Source organism: Methylobacterium sp. FW306-05-D, assembly GCF_058782155.1.
Genome location: NZ_JBYSXL010000035.1, coordinates 13,008 through 29,645, shown reverse-complemented (window position 1 = coordinate 29,645; position 16,638 = coordinate 13,008). Strand labels below are relative to the sequence as shown.

At 70.1% G+C, this 16,638-nt stretch carries 16 protein-coding genes; 6 read left to right on the top strand and 10 right to left on the bottom strand.

The features are described 5' to 3' along the window. Positions 1 to 53 precede the first annotated feature (53 nt). The 3 genes from aroC to AC3WLN_RS13600 form a co-directional block, all read right to left on the bottom strand. A complete protein-coding gene (aroC, locus tag AC3WLN_RS13610) occupies positions 54 to 1,157 on the bottom strand; it encodes a chorismate synthase (protein ID WP_492482003.1) in 1,104 nt (367 codons plus the stop codon). Between the two features lie 150 nt (positions 1,158 to 1,307). Next, positions 1,308 to 2,408, bottom strand: a complete 1,101-nt coding sequence (locus tag AC3WLN_RS13605) for a catalase family protein (protein ID WP_492482001.1) — start codon at positions 2,406 to 2,408, stop codon at positions 1,308 to 1,310. Positions 2,409 to 2,555: 147 nt separating this feature from the next. After that, the gene (locus tag AC3WLN_RS13600) at positions 2,556 to 3,695 is read right to left on the bottom strand and encodes an anhydro-N-acetylmuramic acid kinase (RefSeq protein WP_463769433.1); all 1,140 of its coding nucleotides are present in this window, start codon (positions 3,693 to 3,695) and stop codon (positions 2,556 to 2,558) included. A gap of 135 nt (positions 3,696 to 3,830) precedes the next feature. Between AC3WLN_RS13600 and tyrS the strand changes: the two genes are divergently transcribed. Continuing rightward, positions 3,831 to 5,135 (top strand): tyrosine--tRNA ligase, encoded by a 1,305-nt coding sequence (tyrS, locus tag AC3WLN_RS13595; RefSeq protein ID WP_492481999.1) that lies wholly within the window; start codon positions 3,831 to 3,833, stop codon positions 5,133 to 5,135. Between the two features lie 801 nt (positions 5,136 to 5,936). Here tyrS and AC3WLN_RS13590 read toward each other — a convergent pair. Both AC3WLN_RS13590 and AC3WLN_RS13585 read right to left on the bottom strand, forming a co-directional pair. Further along, a complete protein-coding gene (locus tag AC3WLN_RS13590; RefSeq protein WP_492481997.1) occupies positions 5,937 to 6,137 on the bottom strand; it encodes a hypothetical protein in 201 nt (66 codons plus the stop codon). 10 nt (positions 6,138 to 6,147) lie between these two features. Then, positions 6,148 to 6,390 (bottom strand): hypothetical protein, encoded by a 243-nt coding sequence (locus AC3WLN_RS13585; RefSeq protein ID WP_492481995.1) that lies wholly within the window; start codon positions 6,388 to 6,390, stop codon positions 6,148 to 6,150. Between the two features lie 196 nt (positions 6,391 to 6,586). On the opposite strand from AC3WLN_RS13585, the gene AC3WLN_RS13580 reads away from it, so the two are divergent. Beyond that, the gene (locus tag AC3WLN_RS13580; RefSeq protein ID WP_492481993.1) at positions 6,587 to 6,778 is read left to right on the top strand and encodes a hypothetical protein; all 192 of its coding nucleotides are present in this window, start codon (positions 6,587 to 6,589) and stop codon (positions 6,776 to 6,778) included. 36 nt (positions 6,779 to 6,814) lie between these two features. On the opposite strand, the gene AC3WLN_RS13575 is transcribed toward AC3WLN_RS13580, so the two are convergent. Continuing rightward, a complete protein-coding gene (locus tag AC3WLN_RS13575; protein WP_492481991.1) occupies positions 6,815 to 7,765 on the bottom strand; it encodes a LysR family transcriptional regulator in 951 nt (316 codons plus the stop codon). Between the two features lie 96 nt (positions 7,766 to 7,861). Here AC3WLN_RS13575 and AC3WLN_RS13570 point away from each other — a divergent pair, with 96 nt between their 5' ends. After that, on the top strand, positions 7,862 to 8,734 hold the full coding sequence (locus AC3WLN_RS13570; RefSeq protein WP_492481989.1) for an aldo/keto reductase family oxidoreductase: 873 nt from the start codon (positions 7,862 to 7,864) through the stop codon (positions 8,732 to 8,734). A 47-nt stretch (positions 8,735 to 8,781) separates the two neighbouring features. Here AC3WLN_RS13570 and AC3WLN_RS13565 read toward each other — a convergent pair whose 3' ends face one another. Beyond that, on the bottom strand, positions 8,782 to 12,231 hold the full coding sequence (locus AC3WLN_RS13565) for a hypothetical protein (RefSeq protein ID WP_492481987.1): 3,450 nt from the start codon (positions 12,229 to 12,231) through the stop codon (positions 8,782 to 8,784). Positions 12,232 to 12,417: 186 nt separating this feature from the next. On the opposite strand from AC3WLN_RS13565, the gene AC3WLN_RS13560 reads away from it, so the two are divergent. Both AC3WLN_RS13560 and AC3WLN_RS13555 read left to right on the top strand, forming a co-directional pair. After that, on the top strand, positions 12,418 to 12,885 hold the full coding sequence (locus AC3WLN_RS13560) for a peroxiredoxin (RefSeq protein ID WP_492482038.1): 468 nt from the start codon (positions 12,418 to 12,420) through the stop codon (positions 12,883 to 12,885). 97 nt (positions 12,886 to 12,982) lie between these two features. Next, on the top strand, positions 12,983 to 14,179 hold the full coding sequence (locus tag AC3WLN_RS13555) for a M23 family metallopeptidase (RefSeq protein WP_492481985.1): 1,197 nt from the start codon (positions 12,983 to 12,985) through the stop codon (positions 14,177 to 14,179). Positions 14,180 to 14,227: 48 nt separating this feature from the next. Here AC3WLN_RS13555 and prfB read toward each other — a convergent pair. After that, positions 14,228 to 15,356 (bottom strand): peptide chain release factor 2 gene (gene prfB / locus AC3WLN_RS13550; RefSeq protein WP_492481983.1). Its coding sequence is split into 2 segments (ribosomal slippage): positions 14,228 to 15,286 and positions 15,288 to 15,356, totalling 1,128 coding nucleotides; the frame shifts between segments, so codons are not numbered across the junction. Positions 15,357 to 15,461: 105 nt separating this feature from the next. On the opposite strand from prfB, the gene AC3WLN_RS13545 reads away from it, so the two are divergent. Beyond that, complete coding sequence (locus AC3WLN_RS13545) at positions 15,462 to 15,836, top strand: ribosomal maturation YjgA family protein (RefSeq protein ID WP_492481981.1); 375 nt, start codon at positions 15,462 to 15,464, stop codon at positions 15,834 to 15,836. On the opposite strand, the gene AC3WLN_RS13540 is transcribed toward AC3WLN_RS13545, so the two are convergent. Together AC3WLN_RS13540 and AC3WLN_RS13535 are read right to left on the bottom strand one after the other, a co-directional pair. Continuing rightward, entirely contained in the window at positions 15,833 to 16,153 is a 321-nt protein-coding gene (locus tag AC3WLN_RS13540) for a hypothetical protein (RefSeq protein ID WP_492482036.1), read from the bottom strand. The two genes, AC3WLN_RS13545 and AC3WLN_RS13540, sit on opposite strands and share 4 nt — an antisense overlap. A gap of 219 nt (positions 16,154 to 16,372) precedes the next feature. Next, complete coding sequence (locus AC3WLN_RS13535; protein WP_056475130.1) at positions 16,373 to 16,585, bottom strand: hypothetical protein; 213 nt, start codon at positions 16,583 to 16,585, stop codon at positions 16,373 to 16,375. Positions 16,586 to 16,638: the final 53 nt, after the last annotated feature.

Below are 16,638 nucleotides of genomic sequence, written 5' to 3'. Positions count from 1 at the left end.
GTTTCGCGGACATTTGGCGTTCGCGGATCGAGCGGCGGAGGGCGCAGTCGGGTTCAGTCCCGCGCGCCGACCTGTCCCCGATGGCGCAGATAGTGATCGGCGAGGACGCACGCCATCATGGCCTCCGCTACCGGCACGGCGCGAATGCCGACGCAGGGATCGTGGCGGCCCTTCGTGACGAGGTCGACGTCGCGATTGTCCCGCGTCACGCTCATGCGCGGGGTGAGGATCGACGAGGTCGGCTTCACGGCGAAGCGGCAGACGATCGGCTGGCCGGTGGAGATGCCCCCGAGGACGCCCCCGGCATGGTTGGCGAGGAAGGTCGGGGCGCCGCCATTGCCCGAGCGCATCTCGTCGGCGTTCTCCTCGCCCCGGAGCGCAGCGGAGGCGAAGCCGTCGCCGATCTCGACGCCCTTGACGGCATTGATCGACATCATCGCGGCGGCGAGGTCCGCGTCGAGCTTGCCGTAGATCGGCGCGCCGAGGCCCGGGGGGACGCCCTCGGCTACGACCTCGATCACGGCGCCCACCGAGGAGCCGTCCTTACGGATGCCGTCGAGATAGTCCTCGTAGAAGCGTGCGGTCTCCGGGTCCGGGCAGAAGAACGGGTTGGCATTCACCGCCTCCCAGTCCCAGCGGGACCGGTCGACGGCGTGCGGCCCCATCTGCACCAGGGCGGCCCGGATGGTGACGCCGGCCGGCAGGACCTTGCGGGCGACCGCGCCGGCCGCCACCCGCGCGGCGGTCTCGCGGGCCGAGGAACGACCGCCGCCGCGATAGTCCCGGATGCCGTACTTGGCGTCGTAGGCGTAATCGGCGTGGCCCGGCCGGTAGCTGTCGCGGATCTCGGAATAATCCTTGGAACGCTGGTCGGTGTTCTCGATCTCCAGGGCGATCGGCGTACCAGTGGTCAATTGGACGCCGCCGGTGCGGTCGTCGGCGAAGACGCCGGAGAGGATGCGGACCTGATCGGGCTCGCGCCGCTGCGTGGTGAAGCGCGACTGGCCGGGCTTGCGCCGGTCGAGCTCCGCCTGGATATCCTCCGTCGAGAGGGCCAGCCCGGGCGGGCAGCCATCGACCACGCAGCCGAGGGCCACCCCGTGGCTCTCGCCGAAGGTGGTGACGCGAAACAGGTGTCCGAACGTATTGTGCGACATGGCGCCCCCGCTCTAGCGCGGGTTTGGCCCGAGGGCCAGCGCGCGGCCCGCGCCCGGCGCAGGTCGCCCCTGCAGCTGCGCACGGGCATATCGCCCCCTCCCCCTCGGCCGGCGGTATTCTGGTGGGCGGCCATGTCAGGCATGCGATTGTCAGGCGGGTATGTCGGAGACCGCCTGCGGCTCGGCCTCCGGGACGCCGTTGCGGGCATGCCGAAAGCGCGACAGCGCCGGATAGGTCTTCAGGCGGGCGCGCATGAGCGAGCCGAGCGGACGATGGGCCGCGAGCCCGTGCCCCGGACGGAAGGACAGGCAATCGTCGGCATAGGCCAGCCGGGCCGGGCTGTCGGCCGCCTGGGCCGGGATCACCAGGCGCGCGACCGTCCGGTAGGGGCTCGCCGATTCAGGCCATTCCTTCGAGGCGTCCTCCACGGGCATCGTCTCAAGGTCGGTGCAGAGCTGCGCCCGAATCTCGAACACCGCGCCGTCGCCTCGGAAAAACGCGGTTACTGCATGCCGGAAGACGTCGGGATCCCTGGACGCATCGAGGAGATCGCCGGCGAGCGCCGCTTGGGCCGGCGAGGCCGGGACCGCCGCGATCTTGGCGACGTGGTCGCCGAAGCGCAGGGCGGCCTGGCTGTAATAGGCCTCGGATAGGGGATGAACCGGCGCGTGCCCGAAAAAGTCGAGCAGCGCCGAATCCTTCCTCGTCATGCTCCGGACCACCGTGTTGGCGCCGCGCGCGAGGTGCGAGACCGCCGATTTCACGGCCTCCGGGGCCCGGGTGCCGCGTTCGAGCTGCTTCATGCTGCCGAGGAATCCGGCGGCATCCGGATTGGGAAAAACCGGACCGGTGGCGAGGACGAGATCCTGCGTCGTCCGGCCCTCGTGTCCGGGTAGCATCTCGCCGCTGACCCCGAACAGCTTGATCGCCATGCCGCGATGGGTCGAGACCGTGTCCGAGAGCCGCTCGCCCGGCCCCTGCGCAAAGCGGACCACTGCCGGGTAGGTGCCTCCTCGGGCGAAGAGCCCCTGGCGCAGGGGCTCCGGCAGATCGTCCGGGACAACGAATTCGCCGACGACGACACCGCTGACCTTGGCGTGCGACGCCCGGACGGCGTGATCGTAGCGCTTGGCCGTCACCTCGCTCTCGCGCGTCATCGAGGCGATGATTTCCTCGATCACCCGGTCCTCGTCGGGGGCGGGCGTCTCGATGCCGTCGTGATAGCGCAGATAGGTTTCGGGACCGGCCATGGCTTGCCTTTCGGGAAGGGTTTCCTCCCGTGAACCGGTCCGTCGGGCGCGGGTTCGGGCCGCGCGCGATCACATTCCAGATGCTCGGCGGGATACCTCGCGGCGCGACCCGCCGGGTCAATATCCCTCCCGGCGTGGCCGATCTGCTCAGGCGTCCGGGCGCGCCAGAACGCCGCCGGTCGTCGGCTCGCGCACGCCGGTCGTCGACGGGAAGGTGATCGGCAGGCCTTTCAGCGAACGCACCGCGAGATGCGCGAAGGCCTGCGCCTCGAGATAGGCCGAGGACCAGCCGATGGCATCCGCCGTCGTGATCTCGGCCCGCAGGTGGTAGTTCAGCAGGCGCACGAGCTCGCCGTTGCGGGCTCCGCCGCCGGCCACGATCCAGCGCGACGGGATCTCGGGGGCGTGATCGAGGGCGCGGGCCACCGCGCGGGCGGTGAAGGCGGTCAGCGTCGCGGCGCCGTCCTCCGTGGAGAGCTGGCCCGCGAGCTTGTGCGAGAACCAGTTGCGGTCGAGGGATTTCGGCGGGCGCCGGGCGAAGAACGGGTGGATCAGCAGCCAGGCCAGCAGCGGCTCGTCGGGGCGCCCGCGGGCGGCGGTGCGGCCGCCATCGTCGAGGGGGCGGCCGGTGCGCTCGCGCATCCAGTCGTCGATCAGCGCGTTGCCGGGGCCGGTGTCGAAGGCGATGACGTCGCCGTTCGAGGACAGGATGGTGGCGTTGGCGACGCCGCCGATGTTCAGGATGCCGAGCGCCCCCTCGAACCCGGAGGCGCGGGCGAGCGCCTGGTGGAACACCGGGACCAGGGGGGCGCCCTGCCCGCCCGCCACCACGTCGGCATGGCGCAGGTCCGAGACCACCGCGATGCCGAGGCGCCGGCTGAGCGCCGCGCCGTCGCCGATCTGCACGCTCATGCGCTGGTCCGGCCGGTGCACCACGGTCTGGCCGTGGAATCCGATCACGTCGATGTCGGCCGGCGTCAGGCCGTTATCGGCCAGGAAACTCTCCACCGCCTCGGCATGGGCGGCGGTGACGAAGGCCTCGGCCTCGGCGAGGCAGCCCGGCCGGTCCTCGCGGGCGCTGACCCCTTCCGAATCGATCAGGGCCTGGCGCAGCAGGGCCCGGTCCTCCTCGGTGTAGCCCCGATAGCCGGTGGGGCCGAGGGGTTCGAGGTAGCCGTTGTGGCTCTGGACCACGCGCACGGTCTCCCCGTCGGTCTCGATCAGGGCGACGTCGACGCCGTCGAGGGAGGTGCCGCTCATCAGCCCGATCGCGCGCATCATCGTCATGGTGCCCTCCGCGGGCCTCGATGCCCGTGCCATCCGTCCGCAGCCCTGCTAAGAGCCGCCCCAACAACCCGTGCGGTGCTATCACGCGGCCTTCGGCCCTGTCCCGCGCCGCGATCCACCAGACCGGAACCTCGCATGTCCCCCGACGCCTCCCAGGCCGCCCCCGCCAAGCCCGTCGACGCCTTCGTCCCACAATCCGATTTCCTGAAGGTGCTGACGGAGCGCGGCTATATCCACCAGGGTTCGGACCTCGCCGGCATCGACGCGGCCGCGCGCGAGGGCCGGCTGACGGCCTATGTCGGCTATGACTGCACCGCCGCCTCCCTGCATGTCGGCCATCTCCTCTCGATCATGATGCTGCATTGGCTCCAGGCCACCGGCGGCACGCCGATCACCCTGATGGGCGGCGGCACGACGCGGGTGGGCGACCCCTCGGGCCGCGACGAATCGCGCAAGATCCTCACCCTCGCGCAGATCGAGGAGAACAAGGCCGGCATCCAGAAGACCTTCTCGCGGTTCCTCAGCTTCGAGGCCGGCGGCAACGGCGCGACGATGATCGACAACGCCGAGTGGCTGACGAAGCTGAACTACATCGAGATGCTGCGCGACATCGGGCGCCATTTCTCGGTCAACCGCATGATGTCGATGGACAGCGTGCGGATGCGCCTGGAGCGCGACCAGGAACTCTCGTTCCTGGAGTTCAACTACATGATCCTCCAGTCCTACGACTTCGTGGAGCTGAACCGCCGCTACGGCTGCGTGCTGCAGATGGGCGGTTCGGACCAGTGGGGCAACATCGTCAACGGCATCGATCTCGGCCGCCGCATGGGCACGCCGCAGCTCTACGGCCTGACCTGCCCGCTGCTCACCACCGCCTCGGGCGCCAAGATGGGCAAGACCGCCGCCGGCGCGGTCTGGCTCGATGCCGGGATGCTCAGCCCGTACGATTACTGGCAGTTCTGGCGCAACAGCGAGGACGCCGATGTCGGCCGCTTCCTCAAGCTGTTCACGCTGCTGCCGATGGACGAGATCGCGCGCCTCGAAAACCTGACGGGCGCCGGGATCAACGAGGCCAAGAAGGTGCTGGCCACGGAGGCCACCGCCCTGATGCACGGCCGCGAGGCGGCGGAGGCCGCCGCCGAGACCGCCCGCAAGACCTTCGTCGAGGGCACCGTCGCCCAGGACCTGCCGAGCATCACCGTCTCGCCCGACCTGCTGGAAACGGGCCTGGGCGTGCTCTCGGCCTTCGGGCCGGACTACGCCAAGCTCCTGCCCTCCACCAGCGAGGGACGCCGCCAGATCAAGAGCGGGGGCCTGCGCGTCAACGACGTGCCGGTGACCGACGAGCGCGCGGTCCTGCGTACGGCCGACCTCACCGCGGACGGCGTGATCAAGCTCTCCTTCGGTCGCAAGAAGCACGTGCTCGTCCGCGCGGGTTGAAACGGGATTCGCGCCAAACCCGCTCTCGGCAGAGAAGCCCGGGAGATCTCCTGGGCCTGTCGGGACCCGCGGATGCGGGACGACGGACCCTCTGGCGCTCCTCCGCTTCGCCACCCGCTGGCCGGTGTTGTCGACCGGCGCCCCACCCAGCGGGCGCACCGCCTCGCCGAGCGGTCTCCGATCCGCTCGCGGATCGAGGCCGGGGTCAGGCTGTCGACCCGGGCCGGCGCGCATCGTCACCCGAACGACGGCACCCGGACCCATCGACAATACGTGTAGGTAATCCAGGGATCGGAGCGCATACTGATCCGTGGGTCAGGATGCTCTATGACAATTCAGGAACTCGTCCGTCGGCGTCGATCATCGGCAGCACAGGCGGCGGTCGTCGGTGCGACGCGGGCTTTGGAAATGGCACTTCCCCTCGTCCAGAACGACGAGACGCTCAATCGTCTGGGCCGGGCCCTGGCCGCCCTCATCGCGTTGGACAAGATCGCCGCGCGGGAGGACACCGTCGCAGTGGCCTGCTGATCGAAGGCCGCCCGCGACGGACCTTACCGAAGCACACGCGACGGACCGCCGGGGGGCGTGAGCCTGCCGAGGTCTCACAGGGGCTCGGCCATGATGCGGACGACGTCCCTGGGCCGCGCGCGTCGGTCCTCGACTTGATCGCCCCTGTTTGCCTCGGACCAGGCACGACGCCGTCCAGTTGGTCCGCAGGCCGGATCGAGAAGCACGGTGGCGGACCGAAAGTGCTCGGCCCAGGGACCGAGGCGCGGTGCGAGTTCGGATCTCCCTTCGCGATCAGTGCGGGGTCCAGGGTGCGCCGATGCAGGTCCCGATGATGAAGACGATCGCCGCTGCACAGACGGGCAGCGCGGGAGACGTCGTCCGAGGAAGCGTCTTCGCCTGACGGCCGGCCCGAGCCCAGACCATCCTGGCGCCGATCGCCAAAACGGCGGTCGCAACCGCCACGTCGAGCGCCGCTTCGAGGAGGTCTGTCATCCCGGCTGACCTAATCCCATTGCTGGCTGTCGAGGTTGCAGGCGCCGTTCGTCAGCTTGGCGATGGCCGTCATGGCCTCATCGAGGCTCGGGTGCAGAACCTTGACCGCCGCGAGGATCGTCCCCGGCTCCGGTCTGATGGTGACGGTATCCCCCGCCGCGCTTCTCCGGATCGTTCCGAGGTCGCGACCCAATCGGTCCTTCAGAGACCAGGCGTCGCCATCCGAAGGCACCGGCGTGAGTACGACGTCCATCGGCGGTCCTCGAAAGACAGATCTGGGGCGCCATCATGCGAAGGGTCCGTCGCCAACGCGCAAGATGCGCTGTCAGTGATGCGCTCGGCGCAAGATTCTGGCAATCCTGGAAAAACAAATTCAGCGAGTTTTTATTTGTAGGAGGCAACAAAAACATGTGTATGCTCGCATATATATTTAGAAATAAAGGCGACGCATGTTCCGTATTATTCTCCGCCACGAAGCCTCCGCGCTCGGTTCGAAGGCTTGGACCGGCGACCTGGATTCGGCGAAATCGCATGTGAAAAAGCTGATCGATGAGCCGCGAGCGGGTGTTCGAGCGACCTCCGCCGAGATCCGCGATGGAATCTCGCAGGCGATCGTCCACCGCTATCCGCTCTTGCCATAGCGCTGGTGCGACCCCTCGGACGTTGGAGCGCGGTCGCTACGGAGGCGTGCTCGGCGCCTGCCGGGAAAGGTCCGCCTGCGAAGACCCCGTGCGCCGCTCCCGCCCGATGAAATCGACGAAGGCCCGCAGCGGCGCCGGCAGGTAGCGCCGCCCGGGATAATACAGGAACGGCCCCGGAAAGCGTGGCCACCAGGGCTCCAGCACGGGCTCCAGGGCGCCGCTGTCGAGATGCGGCCGGAGCCAGTCCTCGAACAGGCTGAGGATGCCGACCCCGGCGATGGCCGCCTCGACGGCGAGATCGGTGGCCGCCCCGACCCGGACGATCAGCGGTCCGGTCGGGTCGACCGTGACGGTCTCGCCGTCGCGCTCGAACTCCCAGGCGGTCATCGCGCCGCTGGCGAAGCGTCCGCCGATGCAGGCGTGGCCGAGGAGGTCGCGCGGGTGCTCCGGGCGGCCACGCCGATCGAGATAGGCCGGGGCCGCGACGGTGGCGAAGCGCTGCGCGCGCGGGCCGATCGGCACCGCGATCATGTCCTGCTCCAGGCGCTCGTCGTAGCGAATCCCCGCATCGCAGCCTGCCGCCAGCACGTCGACGAAGCTGTCATCGGCGACCACCTCCAGGCGGATGTCGGGATAGGCCGCCAGGAACGGCGGCACGATCCGGGGCAGCACCAGCCGGGCGGCACTGACCGGCACGTTCAGCTTGAGCGTCCCGGCCAGCCGGTCGCGGAAGCCGTTGACCACGTCCACCGCCGCCGCGACTTCGCTCAATGCCGGCTTCAGGCGTTCCAGCAGGCGCAATCCGGCCTCGGTCGGTGCGACGCTGCGCGTGGTGCGGTTCAGGAGCCGCACGCCGAGGCGGGTCTCCAGCCGCCGCACCGCCTCGCTCAGGCCCGAAGCGCTCGACCCGCTGGCGCGGGCGCCATCGCGAAAACCGCCCGCCTCCGCCACGGCGACGAAGGCCGCGAGATCGCTGAGATCCGTCATCGCTGTTCGCTCCGACGCACGACCCGTGCGGATTGTCCCGTATTATCGCATCGAGCCCCGGGGTCTAGATCGGGCTCACCGAACAGGAGAGACCCCATGAACGACTTCGACACCGCCGGCACCTACTGGCTCGGCGACCGGACGGTGAACCGGATGGGCTACGGCGCCATGCAACTGGCCGGGCCGCAGGTGTTCGGCCCGCCGAAGGACCGGGCCCAGTCCGTCGCCGTACTGCGCGCGGCGATCGCCGGCGGCGTCGACCACATCGACACCAGCGACTTCTACGGCCCGCACGTCACCAACCAGATCATCCGCGAGGCGCTGCACCCCTATCCGGACGACCTCGTCATCGTCACCAAGATCGGCGCGCGCCGCGGCCCGGATGCGTCCTGGAACCCAGCCTTCTCCGCCGAGGCGCTGACGGAGGCGGTCCACGACAACCTGCGGAATCTCGGCGTCGAGGCCCTCGACATCGTCAACCTGCGCATCATGTTCGACGTGCACGGGCCCGCCGAGGGCTCCATCGCGGAGCCCCTGAGCGTCCTGGCCGACCTTCGGCGCCAGGGTCTGGTGCGCCAGATCGGGCTCAGCAACGTGACGGCGCGGCAGGTGGCCGAGGGCCGATCGATCGTGCCGATCGCCTGCGTGCAGAACGCCTACAATCTCGCCCACCGGGCCGACGACGCGCTGGTCGACGATCTCGCCGCGGCCGGCATCGCCTACGTGCCGTTCTTTCCGCTGGGCGGCTTCAGCCCGCTCCAGTCGACGACGCTGTCGGCGGTGGCCGCGCGCCTCGGCGCGACGCCGATGCAGGTGGCCCTCGCCTGGCTCCTCGCCCGGTCGCCGAACATCCTGCTGATTCCCGGCACCTCGTCACCAGAGCACCTGCGCGAGAATCTCGATGCCGCGAGCCTGAGGCTGCCCGAGGACGCGCTGGCTGAACTCGACGGGATCGCCGGGGCGGTCTGACGGTTCGCGCTCCCCGTGTGAGCAGAAGAGGCCGAGGGCGGTGGACGTCAGCGCTCGGTCTCGTTCATCGGCGTGCCGGCGGCGAGCCCGTCATTGCCGCCGCCGGCGCTGAAGAGCTTGCGCAGGATGCCGGGGGCGAGGGCCGAGAGCGGGTTCACGCTCACGTCCGGCTTGGCGAGGCGGCCGGACACGCGGAAGTTCAGGGCGAACAGCCCTTCGTTGCGGCCGCCGCCGAGGAGCTGGCCGAGGATCGGCAGCTGGGAGACGACGTTGTTCAGGCCGTAGAGGGGCACGAAGGTGCCGTTGATGTCGGTGCGTTCCTTGGCGGTGTCGAGGAAGCCCGTCATCGTGAAGCCCATGGCGGGGTTCGAGATCGCCGCGTCGCTGATGTCGATGCGGCTGCCGGTGCGGGTGAAGATCGCCCGCAGGCGGTCGAATTCCACGTCGTTGCCGGCGTTCTGGACGACGTATTTCCGGCCGCGCGCATCCGTGACCTCGCTGGTCGCCGGCCCCTGCGCCATGATACTCGACAGGGCCGGCTCGTTGCGCAGGATGAAGTTGCGGATCTGCACGGAGCCCGGCTGCGGCCCGTCGTTCAAGCCGCTCGTCATGATCAGCTTGCCGCCGTACATCCGCTTGTAGATGTCGGCGAAGCGCAGGGTCGAGCCGGCATCCAGAGTCTCGATGGTCAGGCCCGGCCCGCCCCGGTCGGTATGGGTCACCTGCGCGGAGAACGGCGCGCTGGTGAACTTGCCCTGGATGCGCCCGCTGCGGATGTCGCGCCCGCGCAGGGCGACCTTGACGGTGGCGTTGGTCAGCGATTCCCCGTTGAAGCCGGTGAGAATGCCGACGCTGAGGTCGGCATCGATGTCCTTCGGGGTGGTGTCGCGGCCGCCCTTGGCGTCGGCCCCGGCGAGGTTGCGCAGGAAGGGGCGCGCATCGGCGACGGCGCCCTTCACGGTCACGCGGTAGCCGTTGCCGTTGCGCTCGGCCTGGAGGCGCATGTCGTCGCCGGGCGAGAGCTTGAAGCTTGCCAGGTCCGCCCGCTCGAAGCCACCCTCCCCGTTCAGCGTCGCGCTGCCCCGCGCCAGCAGAGGCGCGGCCTCGACCGCAAGGTCGCGCAACTCCATGCCGCCGCCCGCGGTCTCCTGCACCGTGAAGCTCGCCCGGCCGGGCTTGCCGACCGCCTTGGTGAAGCCCGGCAGCAATCCGTCGCTGCCGGCGCGGGCGAGGTCGGCCTCGACCCGGATCGGCGGCTTGCCGGCATTCGGCCGCCCGATCGGGACGTTGATCCGCACCGGAATCGTGCCGGAGAGCAGCGGTGCCACCGGCAGGCCCTTGCGGGCGCGCAGGGCCTCGTCGAGGGCGAGCGCCACGTTAATCTCGCCGGGCGCTCCGGCCTTCGGCTGGCGCAGGTCGACGGTGAGTGCGGAGCCCATCACCTTGCCGTCGCCCTTCAGGGCGAAGGCGCCCCGGTCGTAGGAGACCGTGAATCGGCCCGCCTCCAGGCGCTCCTTGCCGAAGGCCTTGTCGACGGCGATGTCGGCCAACGTCCCCGTCATCGTCACCGGCAGGTCCGGCAGGTCGGGGATGTGCTTGAGGTTGAGGGGGAAATCGATGCGCAGGTCGGCGCTGCCCTTGACGGTCGCCGGATCGAGGTCGACCCCGGTCAGGCTCTTGAACATCTTCGTCTGCAGCAGCGAGACCAGCGCGTCGGCGCCGCCTCCGAGCCGCAGGCCGATCTGCGCCACCACGGTGTCGGGCGTGATCTTCGGGATGACGAAGGAGCCGTCGGAGATCGACAGGGCGCGGTTGTCCGGCATCCGTAGGTCGGCGGTGACGTTGCGGATCGTCGTCGTCAGTCCGGTGATCGTGCCGGTCACGCGCCCGCGGGTGAGCGGCGGGGCGTCGGACGTGACCAGGAGGCTCGCATCGGAGACCGAGAAATCGATGTGCACCGCATTGTCGGGCATCGGCTCGCCGCGGGTGGCGGCGGCGAGTTCGGGGCCGCTCATGTCCACGGTGATGTCGACCGCGTTCACCTTGCCGCCGCGCAGGTTGTCGACGAGGTAGTTGCGCGCCGGCGGCGCCACGTGCTCCGGCCACAGGCGCAGGGCCATGCGCCCGTCGGTGTCGGCGGCCACGATGTGCAGGGTCAGCCCGTCGTCGTCGGCCGCGGTCCCGATGGTCCCGGTGATCCGGCCGTTGGCCGCGCCGGCCCGGACGGAGAAATCGTCGATGACCACGCCGCCGGCCTTGCCGGTGAGGTGGGTCGAGACCGTGTCGAGGGTCACCGGCTTGTCGGCGGGATTGGCCCCGCGCAGCACCGCGTCCTTGCCCGCCAGTTCGAGGGTCCAGGCGGATTCGGCGCCCGGCGGCGCGGCGGTCCAGGCGCCGGTGAGATGCACGGCATTGCCGGCGCCGCGATAGTCGAGGGCGTCGAGCTTCATGGCCCGGCCCGCCTCGTCCCAGCTTACCGCGGCCGCGAGGCTGTCGATGGTGACGGGGTTGAAGTCCTTCTCCTCGATGAGGACGTTGCCGCCGCCGGTCCGGATCTCGGCCGTCATCGTCTCGATGCGTCCGGCATCGATCGCCACGTCGGCCTTGGCCGAGAGCTTGAGGTCGGTCTCCACCGGCAGCTTCGACTGCCCGGACAGGAGCAGCAGGTCGGTGATCGGCAGGTCGTCGAAGGTGATGATGCCGGTGCGCTTGGTGCCGCCGGCCTCGTGCAGGTCGCCGCCGAAGCGCCATTCCCCGTGCGGTCCGTCGATGCGCAGTTCGAACACCCGGGCATCGCGCACGGCGTCGCGCCGGAACAGGCCGTTGACGTGCTCGAAGACGGCGCGCTGGCGGGCGTCGTCGTCGATCAGGGTCAGGCGCCCGTTGGTGATCCGGGCCCGGTCGAGGGCGCCGATGACTCCGGCGGAGTCGAGGACGACGCCGAAGATCGAGGCGACGCTGGCGGAGATCGGCGAGACGTGTCCCGCCGCGGCGTCGACGCTGGGCAGGGTATGGGGCACCACCGCGCCGGCCTGACTGCTGCTGTCGGAGGCCGCGAAGGCGATGCTGCCGTTGCGGTGGACCAGGGCGGTCATCTGCAGGTCGCGGAACTCGATGGCGCGCGGCTGCACCGCGAGGCGCAGCAGGCTCCAGGTGTCGAGGCTGACCACCGCGAGGGGCGCCCGGACCACCAGGGCGCCCTCGGGATTGTGGATGTCGAGCCCAGCCACCCGGAGCGCGAGGGATTGTTCGGAATCGAGTTCGAGGGCGCTGTCGCTGAGGTTCACGCGCCAGCCGGGACCGATGCTGCCGGCGATGGCCGAGGCGACCCGCTCCGACATGCCGTCGATGCGCAGCGGCCCCATGGACAGGCGGCCGATCAGCCCCCCGACGGCGATCAGCAGGCCGGTGACCAGGGCGGCCACGATCCAGAGCAGCGGCCGCCGCCGGGCGCCACGCCGCGCGGATCGCAAACCTTTGGCCGTTTCCTGGTCCATCAATCCTTGTGCCGCTGGATCGGAACGTCCCCTCGGGCTATCGAGCGGCTGTCCTACGGGTTTCAGCTTTCGCGAGTCTTCTACCGCGGGTCTTCCGCGTTCTCGGGCCCTGCGGCGCCGGGGCCTCGGACCCCGTCGCGATGCAACGCCAGAGGCACACCATCAATCGGCCGAAAGGAAGGCATGATGCCCCTCGATACCGGAGATCAGGCGCCCGATTTCACGCTGGCGGGCGCCGGCGACGAGACGATCAGCCTCGGGGCACTGAAGGGTCGCAAGGCGATCCTGTACTTCTACCCCAAGGACGACACGAGCGGTTGTACCCTGGAGGCGCAGGGCTTCAACGCCCTCGGCCCCGACTTCGCGGCCGCTGACACCATCGTGATCGGGGTCTCGCCGGATTCGGTGAAGAGCCACGACAAGTTCCGCGCCAAGTACGCCCTCACCTTCCCGCTCGCCTCGGACGAGAGCAAGGCGATGCTGGAAGCCTACGGCGTCTGGGTCGAGAAGAGCATGTACGGCCGCAAGTACATGGGCGTCGAGCGCACCACGATGCTGATCGACCGGACGGGCCGCATCGCCCGGATCTGGCCGAAGGTGAAGGTCCCGGGCCATGCCGAGGAGGTGCTGGCGGCGGCGCGCGATCTCGCCTGACGGATCGCTCCGCATGATGAATCGTCGGTGCGCCGCCTTGGCGGTTCGTTAACCCTGATTCGGGCAGTGTGACGCGGTGGATCAGGTCACGCGTCCCATGCCATCGTCCTCTCGGAAGACCTCCTCGAAGGCGACCCGCGTCGTCTCCGCCGCCCCAGGCTCAGCGCTTCGGTCGCGCCTCCTCATCGGAGCGCTGGCCCTCGCGGTCGCCTGGGCCGGCGGGGCGACGTACTACCTCGTCTTCCACGACGAGGTGCTCGCCCGCTTCGTCTCCCAGCAGAGCGCGATCCAGTACGGCTACGAGGAGCGGATCGGCGCGCTGCGCCTTCAGCTCGACCGGGTGACGATGGAGCAGGCGGCGGCGCGCGACGGAATCGCCCAGCGCATGGCCGAGCTCGCGCGGCGCCAGGCCGCGATGGAAGCGCGCCAGGCCGTGCTCGCGAATCTCGCGGGCGACATCGGCGCGGCATCGCTGCCGCCCCCGGCCGCCGAGATCCCCGAGCCCGCGCCGCGACCGTTGCCAAGCGGCAAGCCCTTCCCGACCCCCGACGCCCTTCAGCTGCGCACCGACGCCGAAGCCGTCCCCGGACGGCAATCCGCCCGCGCGGTGGAGGGCCGGGTCGCGGCCCTCGAGCAGCGCCTCGACGGGCTCGCCGAAGCGCAGTCGCGCGTGCTGACCAATCTCGGCCTGCGGGCCGGCCGGCGCGCCCAGCGCCTGCGCAGCCTCGTCGCGCGGCTCGGCCTCGACCCCGCCCGCTTCGAGCACGAGCGCCCCGCCGGGATCGGTGGCCCCCTGGTGCCCCTGAGCGCCGACGCCTTCGGACTCTCGCTGGCGGACGTGCAGCGCTCCCTCGCCGACGAGGCGCATCTGCGCCGGGTCACCGCCGGACTGCCGGTACGCCGGCCGCTGTCCGGCGAGATCAGCCTGTCGAGCAATTTCGGCGCCCGCCTCGATCCCTTCACCCGCGGCTACGCCATGCATACCGGCATGGACATGCGGGCGGAGACCGGGGAGCCGGCCCGCGCCACGGCGGCGGGACGGGTCACGATGGCGGATTACAACGGCGGCTACGGCAACATGGTCGAGGTCGACCACGGACACGGGCTCGTCACCCGTTACGCCCACCTCTCCGCCTTCGACGTGGTGGCGGGCCAATGGGTCGAGCCCGGCACGATCGTCGGGCGGGTCGGCTCCACCGGACGCTCGACCGGAAGCCACCTGCACTACGAGACCCGGATCGACGGCGAGCCCGTCGATCCGGTGCGGTTCCTGAGGGCGGCCGACGCGCTCTGATCGCGAAGCGAGCGGCGCGGCGATGCCCGGGATTCGGGCAAGCGCCCCCTACTCGATGTCCTCGACCACGTCCGCCCCGCCATAGACGCGCTGGGCGAGCGACGCTTCCATGAACGGGTCGAGGGAGCCGTCCAGCACCGCGTCCGGATCGGTGGACTGGGTGCCGGTGCGCAGGTCCTTCACGAGCTGGTAGGGCTGCAGCACGTAACTGCGGATCTGGTGGCCCCAGCCGATATCGGTCTTCGCGGCGGCCTCGGCGCTGGCCTTCTCCTCCCGCTTCTTCAGCTCGGCCTCGTACATGCGGGCGCGCAGCATGTTCCAGGCGGTGGCCCGGTTCTTGTGCTGCGACCGCTCCTGCTGGCACGCCACCACGATGCCGGTCGGGATGTGCGTGATGCGCACAGCCGAATCGGTGGTGTTGACGTGCTGGCCGCCGGCGCCCGACGACCGGTAGGTGTCGATGCGGCAGTCGGATTCCTTGATCTCGATCTCGATCCGGTCGTCGATCACCGGATAGACCCAGACGCTGGCGAAGCTGGTGTGGCGCCGCGCGCTCGAATCGTAAGGCGAGATGCGCACGAGCCGGTGCACGCCGGACTCGGTCTTGAGCCAGCCATAGGCGTTGTGGCCCTTGATCAGGAGCGTGGCGCCCTTGATGCCGGCCTCGTCGCCGTCCGACCACTCGACGATCTCGACCTTGTACTTCCGGCGCTCGGCCCAGCGGGCATACATGCGCTGGAGCATGTTGGCCCAGTCCTGGCTCTCGGTGCCGCCGGCGCCCGAATGGACTTCGAGATAGGTGTCGAAGCCGTCGGCCTCGCCGGAGAGCAGGGTCTCGATCTGGCGGCGCGCGGCCTCCTTCTCGACGGCGCGGACGCCGGCCTCGCCTTCCTGGATGGTGGCCTCGTCGCCCTCCATCTCGCCGAGCTCGATCAGCGTGTGGGCGTCCTCGAGGTCCTGGCTCAGCTTCCTGATCGCGGTCACGGCGTCATCGAGCTGCGTGCGCTCGCGCATGACCTTCTGGGCCGCCTCGGCGTCGTTCCAGAGTTCGGGGTTCTCGGAAGCCGCGTTCAGCTCCGCGAGGCGTTTCTCGACGGTATCCCAGTCAAAGATGCCTCCTCAGCAGTCCGATCGACTGCTTGGCGGCATCCGAGAGTTGTTCGATCTCGGCGCGCATCTGGTGTTTCGGGCTCGTCTGTATGGGGTGTGGGAGCGGGTGATACCGGGCCGGCCGGATGGTGTAAACGGCGCGCACCCGTCGCCGCCCCAGGATCGTCGAACGATGCGAGCCCAGAACACCCGGCGGCTCGGGCTTCTCGCGCTGACCATCCTCGTCATCGCGGCCGGCCTCGTCCTGCGCCTCGTGCCCCTCGGCCTGCCGGCCACGGCGACGAAGTGGGGCGGCTCGGTGCTCTGGGGCGCGATGGTCTACGGGCTCGTCGGCCTCGTGCTGCCGTGGCCGCGCGGACGTATCCTGGCCCTGGCGGCCGCCATCGCCGTCGCGGTCGAGCTCTTCCGGCTGGTCCATACGCCGGAACTCGACGCCTTCCGGCTGACGCTGGCCGGCAAGCTCCTGATCGGGCGGGTGTTCTCGCCCTGGAACCTCGTCGCCTACGGGGCCGGAATCCTGGCCGCGCGCCTGGCCGACCGGCGCTAGCGCAGGGCCGGGCGAACGTAGTCGGGCGGGCCGATGCGGGCTGGTGCCAGCACGTACTCGCGCGGGCGATGGCGCTGGTTCAGCGGGCCTTCGCTGAGGCCGTCGCCGAAGTAGTCCGTGCCGGTCAGGCCGAAGCCGCCGCCGTTCATCACGCTCGGCACCGGCACGGCGTTCGGCACGTCCGGGATCGGCCGGCCGCTGTTCGGGCTCGTCGGCAGGACGACGGGCCCCTGGGCCCCGAGGAAGAGGGTCTGCGCGGGCGCGGCGACGGTGAACCCGAGACCGATCAGGCCAGCGGCAACGAGGGTTCGCATCATCAGCACCACGGAATCGCTCCTGCGGGCAGCCTGAGACCGGGAAGAGAGGCGCCCGCGCGCATCATGCTCCATTCCCGCGACGCTGTCCGTGTCCGTTCGGTCGCGCCGCCACGACTTTCAGCAAAGCCCTGTGGGCAAAAGCCCCGTGGAGCGGTGCCCGGAACGACGAAGGCCGGGCGATCGCCCGGCCCTGAACCATGATGGGGTCCGACGGTCCACTCAGCCCTTGGCGCGGAGCACCACGGAGCGCTCCTGGAGTACCGGCTCGCAGGTCGAGTAGAACCCGTTCAGCACGGTCGGGCGCGAGTTGCACTCGTAGCCGAGGGTCGGCTCGGGCGCCGGAACCGGGTCGCGGGCGACGATCGGCTTCGGAGCGCAGGCTCCCGCGGAGGCGCTCAGCACCAGGGCGACGGCAAGGGTCAGGCGACGCATACGATCCTCGGGCCTCGGCGAAACGGCCGCGCGAAGAATTCCCGATGCGGCCT